General features: G+C 72.9%; 8 protein-coding genes and 1 pseudogene. All 9 read left to right on the top strand.

Annotated features, from left to right (window positions below):
- Positions 1 to 273, top strand: a pseudogene (locus ACFV0Q_RS36205) (shikimate dehydrogenase); the annotation flags it as partial.
- A gap of 189 nt (positions 274 to 462) precedes the next feature.
- Positions 463 to 1647 carry a chorismate synthase gene (gene aroC, locus ACFV0Q_RS36200; protein ID WP_385011460.1) on the top strand — a complete coding sequence of 395 codons (1185 nt, stop codon included), beginning with the start codon at positions 463 to 465 and terminating at the stop codon, positions 1645 to 1647.
- A gap of 35 nt (positions 1648 to 1682) precedes the next feature.
- Entirely contained in the window at positions 1683 to 2165 is a 483-nt protein-coding gene (locus tag ACFV0Q_RS36195) for a shikimate kinase (RefSeq protein ID WP_385011462.1), read from the top strand.
- Entirely contained in the window at positions 2162 to 3253 is a 1092-nt protein-coding gene (aroB, locus tag ACFV0Q_RS36190; RefSeq protein WP_385011458.1) for a 3-dehydroquinate synthase, read from the top strand. Before ACFV0Q_RS36195 ends, aroB begins: the two co-directional genes overlap by 4 nt.
- A complete protein-coding gene (gene aroQ, locus ACFV0Q_RS36185; RefSeq protein WP_385011456.1) occupies positions 3250 to 3699 on the top strand; it encodes a type II 3-dehydroquinate dehydratase in 450 nt (149 codons plus the stop codon). The genes aroB and aroQ overlap by 4 nt, the downstream gene beginning before the upstream one ends.
- Positions 3700 to 3745: 46 nt before the next feature.
- Positions 3746 to 4483 carry an AAA family ATPase gene (locus tag ACFV0Q_RS36180; protein ID WP_385011454.1) on the top strand — a complete coding sequence of 246 codons (738 nt, stop codon included), beginning with the start codon at positions 3746 to 3748 and terminating at the stop codon, positions 4481 to 4483.
- Positions 4484 to 4567: 84 nt separating this feature from the next.
- Entirely contained in the window at positions 4568 to 5674 is a 1107-nt protein-coding gene (locus tag ACFV0Q_RS36175) for an aminopeptidase P family protein (RefSeq protein WP_385011452.1), read from the top strand.
- A 59-nt stretch (positions 5675 to 5733) separates the two neighbouring features.
- On the top strand, positions 5734 to 6300 hold the full coding sequence (gene efp, locus ACFV0Q_RS36170; RefSeq protein WP_266578261.1) for an elongation factor P: 567 nt from the start codon (positions 5734 to 5736) through the stop codon (positions 6298 to 6300).
- Positions 6301 to 6303: 3 nt separating this feature from the next.
- Positions 6304 to 6738, top strand: coding sequence for a transcription antitermination factor NusB (nusB, locus tag ACFV0Q_RS36165; RefSeq protein WP_266578262.1), 435 nt, complete (start codon positions 6304 to 6306; stop codon positions 6736 to 6738).
- Positions 6739 to 6765 lie beyond the last annotated feature (27 nt).

Here is a 6765-nt window from a genome sequence, read left to right as displayed (position 1 = left end):
CCCCTGGTCATCGCGACCACCCCGGCCGGGGCCACCGACGCCCTCACCGGCGCCGTGCCCGAGGCCCCGGGCACGCTCTTCGACGTCCTCTACGACCCCTGGCCCACCGCCCTCGCCGCCGCCTGGAGCGGCCGCGGCGGCACCCTCCTCGGCGGCCTGGACCTCTTGGTCCACCAGGCCGTCCTCCAGGTCGAGCAGATGACCGGGCGTCCCACCGCCCCGCTCGCGGCCATGCGGGCCGCCGGCGAAGAGGCGCTGCGCGCCCGCCACTGAGCCCGCCGGGCACGTGCGCGCGTAGGGAACGGATAGCCGGACGCGCCAGAGTGCGCCCCGTACCCGTCGTCCGACTGCTGGACCGGGACCGGCGCACCCGCCCGGACGTGGGAGGATCGGGTGAGGCGGGTCAGGGCCGCGCACCCGATCGCGCCGTCGCAGTGCCAGGCGCGAGCATGAGGAGCATCGTTGAGCAGGTTGCGTTGGCTGACCGCAGGAGAGTCGCACGGACCGGCACTGGTCGCGACGCTGGAGGGCCTTCCCGCCGGCGTCCCGGTCACCACCGAGCTGGTGGCGGACCACCTGGCCCGGCGCCGGCTCGGCTATGGCCGCGGTGCCCGGATGAAGTTCGAGCAGGACGAGATCACCTTCCTCGGCGGCGTCCGGCACGGACTGTCGCTGGGTTCCCCGGTCGCGGTCATGATCGGCAACACCGAGTGGCCCAAGTGGGAGACCGTCATGTCGGCCGACCCGGTCGACCCCGCGCTGCTCAAGGACACCGGCCGCAACGCGCCCCTGACCCGTCCCCGCCCCGGCCACGCCGACCTCGCGGGCATGCAGAAGTACGGCTTCGACGAGGCCCGTCCGATCCTGGAGCGCGCCAGCGCCCGTGAGACGGCCGCCCGCGTGGCCCTCGGCGCCATCGCCCGGTCCTTCATCAAGGAGGCCGCCGGCATCGAGATCGTCTCCCACGTGGTGGAGCTCGCCTCGGCGAAGGCCCCCTACGGCGTCTACCCGACCCCCGCCGACGTCGACAAGCTCGACGCCGACCCGGTGCGCTGCCTCGACGCCGACGCGTCGAAGGCGATGGTCGCGGAGATCGACCAGGCCCACAAGGACGGCGACACCCTCGGTGGCGTCGTCGAGGTCCTGGCGTACGGAGTGCCCGTCGGCCTCGGTTCCCACGTCCACTGGGACCGGCGCCTCGACGCCCGCCTCGCCGCCGCGCTCATGGGCATCCAGGCCATCAAGGGCGTCGAGGTCGGCGACGGCTTCGAGCTGGCCCGCGTACCCGGCTCCCAGGCGCACGACGAGATCGTCTCCACCCCCGAGGGCCTGAAGCGGACCTCCGGCCGCTCCGGCGGCACCGAGGGCGGCCTGACGACCGGTGAGCTGCTGCGCGTACGGGCCGCGATGAAGCCCATCGCGACCGTGCCGCGCGCGCTGGCCACCGTCGACGTGGCGACCGGCGAGGCCACGGTGGCGCACCACCAGCGCTCCGACGTCTGTGCCGTGCCCGCCGCGGGCATCGTCGCCGAGGCCATGGTCGCGCTCGTGCTGGCCGACGCCCTGGTCGAGAAGTTCGGCGGCGACTCGGTCCCCGAGACCCGCCGCAACGTCCGGTCGTACCTCGACAACCTGCAGATCCGGTGACGGCCACCGGACCGCTCGTCGTCCTCGTCGGACCCATGGGCTCCGGCAAGTCCACGGTGGGGGGCCTGCTCGCCGAACGGCTCGGGGTCCCCTACCGGGACACCGACGCCGACATCGTCGCCGCCACGGGCCGGGAGATCTCCGACCTGTTCGTCGACGAGGGCGAGCCGTACTTCCGCGAGCTGGAACGGCAGGCCGTCGCGGCCGCCGTCGCCGAGCACACCGGAGTCCTCGCCCTCGGCGGCGGCGCCGTCCTCGACGGGGGCACCCGCGAACTGCTGGCCGGCCGTCCCGTCGCCTACCTGTCGATGGACGTCGAGGAAGCCGTCCGGCGCGTGGGCCTCGGCGCCGCGCGCCCGCTGCTCGCCGTCAACCCGCGCCGCCAGTGGCGCGAGCTGATGGACGCCCGGCGCCCCCTGTACACCGAAGTCGCGCGCGTCGTGGTGGCCACCGACGACCGCACCCCCGAAGAGGTCGCCCAGGCGGTCCTCGACGCTCTGGAGTTGAAGGACGTATGACAGACCAGGTGACGCGGATCAACGTCGGCGCGAGCGCCGGACACGACGCGTACGACGTGCTGGTCGGCCGGCAGCTGCTCGGCGAGCTGGGCAGCCTGATCGGTACGAAGGCCCAGCGGGTCGCCGTGATCCACCCCGAGGCGCTCGCCTCGACCGGTGAGGCGCTGCGCGACGACCTCGCGGCGCAGGGCTACGAGGCCGTCGCCATCCAGGTGCCGAACGCCGAGGAGGCCAAGACCGTCGAGGTGGCGGCGTACTGCTGGAAGGCCCTGGGCCAGTCCGGCTTCACCCGCACCGACGTGATCGTCGGCGTCGGCGGCGGCGCCACCACCGACCTCGCGGGCTTCGTCGCGGCCAGCTGGCTGCGCGGGGTGCGCTGGATCGCGGTGCCGACCACCGTCCTCGCGATGGTCGACGCGGCCGTCGGCGGCAAGACCGGCATCAACACCGCCGAGGGCAAGAACCTCGTCGGCGCCTTCCACCCGCCCGCCGGGGTGCTCTGCGACCTCGCGGCGCTGGACTCGCTGCCGGTCCACGACTACGTCAGCGGCCTCGCCGAGGTCATCAAGGCCGGATTCATCTCCGACCCGGTGATCCTCGACCTGGTCGAGGCCGACCCGCAGGCCGCCCGCACGCCCGCCGGCCCGCACACGGCCGAGCTGATCGTGCGCTCGATCCAGGTCAAGGCCGACGTGGTCTCCAGCGACCTCAAGGAAGCCGGACTGCGCGAGATCCTCAACTACGGGCACACCCTCGCGCACGCCATCGAGAAGAACGAGCGCTACAAGTGGCGCCACGGCGCCGCCGTGTCCGTCGGCATGGTCTTCGCCGCCGAACTCGGCCGGCTCGCGGGCCGGCTCGACGACGCGACGGCCGACCGGCACAGGGCGGTCCTCGCCTCCGTCGGCCTGCCGCTGACCTACCGCGGCGACCAGTGGCCCAAGCTGCTGGAGACCATGAAGCTCGACAAGAAGTCCCGCGGGGACCTGCTGCGCTTCATCGTCCTGGACGGGCTGGGCAAGCCGACCGTCCTGGAGGGTCCCGACCCGGCCGTGCTGTTCGCCGCCTTCGGCGAGGTGGCCGCGTGAGCGGGACCCCGCAGCGGGTGCTCGTGCTGAACGGCCCGAACCTGGGCCGCCTCGGCTCCCGCGAGCCCGACGTCTACGGGGCCACCTCGTACGCCGGTCTCGTCGAGAGCTGCCGCACCCTGGGCGCGGAGCTCGGCTTCGACGTGGAGGTCCGCGAGACCAACGACGAGGGCGAGCTCGTCCGCTGGCTGCACGAGGCCGCCGACGGCAAGATCCCCGTCGTGATCAACCCGGGCGCCTTCACGCACTATTCGTACGCCATGCGGGACGCGGCGGCGCAGCGCACCGCGCCGCTGATCGAGGTGCACATCTCCAACCCGTACGCCCGCGAGGAGTTCCGGCACACGTCTGTCATCGCGGCCGTGGCCACCGGTACCGTGGCGGGCTTCGGGCTGGGCTCCTACCGCCTGGCGCTGCGCGCGCTGGCGGAAGAAGTCACGGCCTGAGATAACGTTCTCGCATCAGTCGCCTGAACGAGACGGAGTGGCGCGGATGCAGCACGGAGTGGAGGGCTGGGGGCCGTCGTCGGGACAGCACCCGGCGGCGCCCCCGCCACCGCCGATACCCCCGGCGCAGGGCTGGCCGGTGACCCCGGTGCCCGACGCCACGGGGCACATCCCGCTGCCCCCCGCCGTGGCCGCGCCACCCGTACCCCCGGCGCCGGGCACCGGCGCCGCCACCCTCGCCGTCCTGCTCATCGGGCCGGCGGGGGCCGGCAAGACCACCGTGGCCCGGCACTGGGCGGCGACCCGCCCGGTGCCGACCGCGCACATCAGCCTGGACGACGTCCGCGAGTGGGTCGTGTCGGGCTTCGCGGACCCGCAGGCCGGCTGGAACGACCACTCCGAGGCCCAGTACCGCCTCGCCCGCCGCACCTGCGGCTTCGCCGCCCGCAACTTCCTGGCGAACGGGATCTCCTGCATCCTCGACGACGCCGTCTTCCCCGACCGTCCCGTGGTGGGCCTGGGCGGCTGGAAGCGGCACGTGGGGGCCGGGCTGCTGCCGGTCGTGCTGCTGCCCGGCCTGGAGATCGTCCTGGACCGCAACGCCGCCCGCTCCGGCAACCGCCGCCTCTCCGACGAGGAGGTCGCCCGGATCCACGGCCGGATGGCCGGCTGGTACGGCTCCGGGCTGCCGATCATCGACAACTCCCACCTCGACGTGGAAGGCACCGCCCGGGCCCTGGACGAGGCCCTCGCGCGTGCGCTGGCGGCACCGGGCAACTGGTAGCCGGCTCCGGCCGCCCGCCGGGGCGGGGCCCGTCCGGACGCGCTCGCCGGGCCGGATGCGCGGGGCGCTCGTAGTCTCGAAGACATGTCAGACGTGTACGCGGCCCGCAGGGGCCTGCTCCGCGACCGCTGTGCAGCCGCGGGCAACTCCGCCGCACTGATCACGCGTCCGGCGAACGTCCGCTACCTCGCCGGGGCGTCCCCGCTGGGCGCCGTCCTGCTGGTCGGGCCCGCCGAGGACGCCCTGTTCTGCGGCACCGCACCCACCGGCGAGGCGGACGAGGGGCGGCTCGACGAGCGGCTGCGGCTGTCCGTCCTGCCCAACCCCGGAGCGGATCCGGCCGTGGCCGCGGCCGACCTGGCCGCCGCCGAACGCGCCGAGTCCCTCGCCGTCGAGGAACACCACCTCACCGTCGGCCGGCACCGCGCCCTGCACTCGGTAGCGCCCCGGCTCCGGCTGGCCGATCTCGGCGCCGCCGTGGAGCAGCAGCGCCTCGTCAAGGACGAGGAGGAGATCGCCTGCCTGCGGATCGCCGCCGAGATCGCCGACCAGGCCCTCGGGGAGCTGCTGGAGTCGATCCTCGTCGGGCGCACCGAACGCCACCTGGCGCTGGAGCTGGAGCGCCGCCTCGTCGACCACGGCGCCGACGGCCCGGCCTTCCCGACCTCCGTCGGCACCGGCCCGCACTCCGGCCGCTCCCGGCACCGGCCCTCCGACCGGCGGGTGGAGGAGGGCGACTTCCTCTCCGTCTGCCTCGGCGCGAACTACCGGGGCTACCGCTGCGAGATCGGCCGTACCTTCGTGATCGGCACCACCCCGGCGGACTGGCAGATCGAGCTGTACGAGCTCGTCTTCGCCGCCCAGCGGGCCGGCCGCGAGGCGCTCCTGCCGGGCGCCGCGTACCGCGACGTCGACCGCGCGGCACGGTCCGTACTGGACTCCGCCGGGCACGGCGAAGCCCTCGCGGGATGGATGGGACACGGGGTCGGCCTCGAAATCGACGAGGACCCGCAGCTTGCACCTACGGCAATGGGTAAACTGGACGCTTGCGTGCCGGTCACCGTCGAACCGGGGGTTCACCTCCCGGGCCGGGGAGGTGTCCGGATCGATGACACGCTCGTCGTACGCCCCGAGGCGGACGGCGGTCCAGAGCTACTCACCATTACGACCAAGGAGCTGCTCGCGCTCTAGCCCGCTCCGCCGGGCTGTGCGCGCACCCGTGGTCTTCCAGTGCAGGAGATTCCGCAACCGTGGCTTCCACGAACGACCTCAAGAACGGCATGGTGCTGAAGCTCGACGGGGGCCAGCTCTGGTCCGTCGTCGAGTTCCAGCACGTCAAGCCCGGCAAGGGCCCGGCCTTCGTGCGCACCAAGCTCAAGCACGTGCTCTCCGGCAAGGTCGTCGACAAGACCTTCAACGCCGGCACGAAGGTCGACACGGCCACGATCGACCGCCGTGACATGCAGTTCTCTTACATGGACGGCGAGTACTTCGTCTTCATGGACATGTCCACCTTCGACCAGCTGATGGTGGACAAGAAGGCTGTCGGCGACGCCGCCAACTTCCTGATCGAGGGCTTCACCGCCTCCGTCGCCCAGCACGAGGGCGAGGTGCTCTACGTCGAGCTCCCGGCCGCGGTCGAGCTCAAGATCGAGCACACCGACCCGGGCGTCCAGGGCGACCGCTCCACCGGTGGCACCAAGCCCGCCACCCTGGAGACCGGCTACGAGATCCAGGTCCCGCTCTTCGTCACCACCGGCGAGACGGTCAAGGTCGACACCCGCACCAGCGACTACCTCGGCCGGAAGAGCAACTAACCCGTGGCTGCTCGAAGCAATGCGCGCAAGCGCGCCTTCCAGATCCTGTTCGAGGCCGACCAGCGCGGGGTCCCCGTGCGCGAGGTCCTCGCGGACTGGATCCGCCACGCGAGGTCGGACGACCGGCAGCCGCCGGTCAACGCCTTCACGATGGACCTCGTCGAGGGGTACGCCGACAAGGTGAACCGCATCGACGAACTGATCGTCACCTACGCCGTGGACTGGGACCTCGACCGCATGCCGGTCGTGGACCGCAACATCCTGCGGCTGGGCGCCTACGAGCTGATCTGGGTCGACGAGACCCCGGACGCCGTGGCGATCGACGAGGCCGTCCAGCTGGCCAAGGAGTTCTCCACGGACGAGTCGCCCTCGTTCGTGAACGGCCTGCTGGGCCGGTTCAAGGACCTGAAGCCGAAGCTGCGCCGCAGCGAGAGCTGAGGCGCGCGGCACCGCGCCATACGGAAC

The organism is Streptomyces sp. NPDC059564 (assembly GCF_042735575.1).
Classification (GTDB): domain Bacteria; phylum Actinomycetota; class Actinomycetes; order Streptomycetales; family Streptomycetaceae; genus Streptomyces.
Note: the sequence above shows the minus strand (reverse complement) of the source record. Positions and strands in the feature narration are given on the sequence as shown.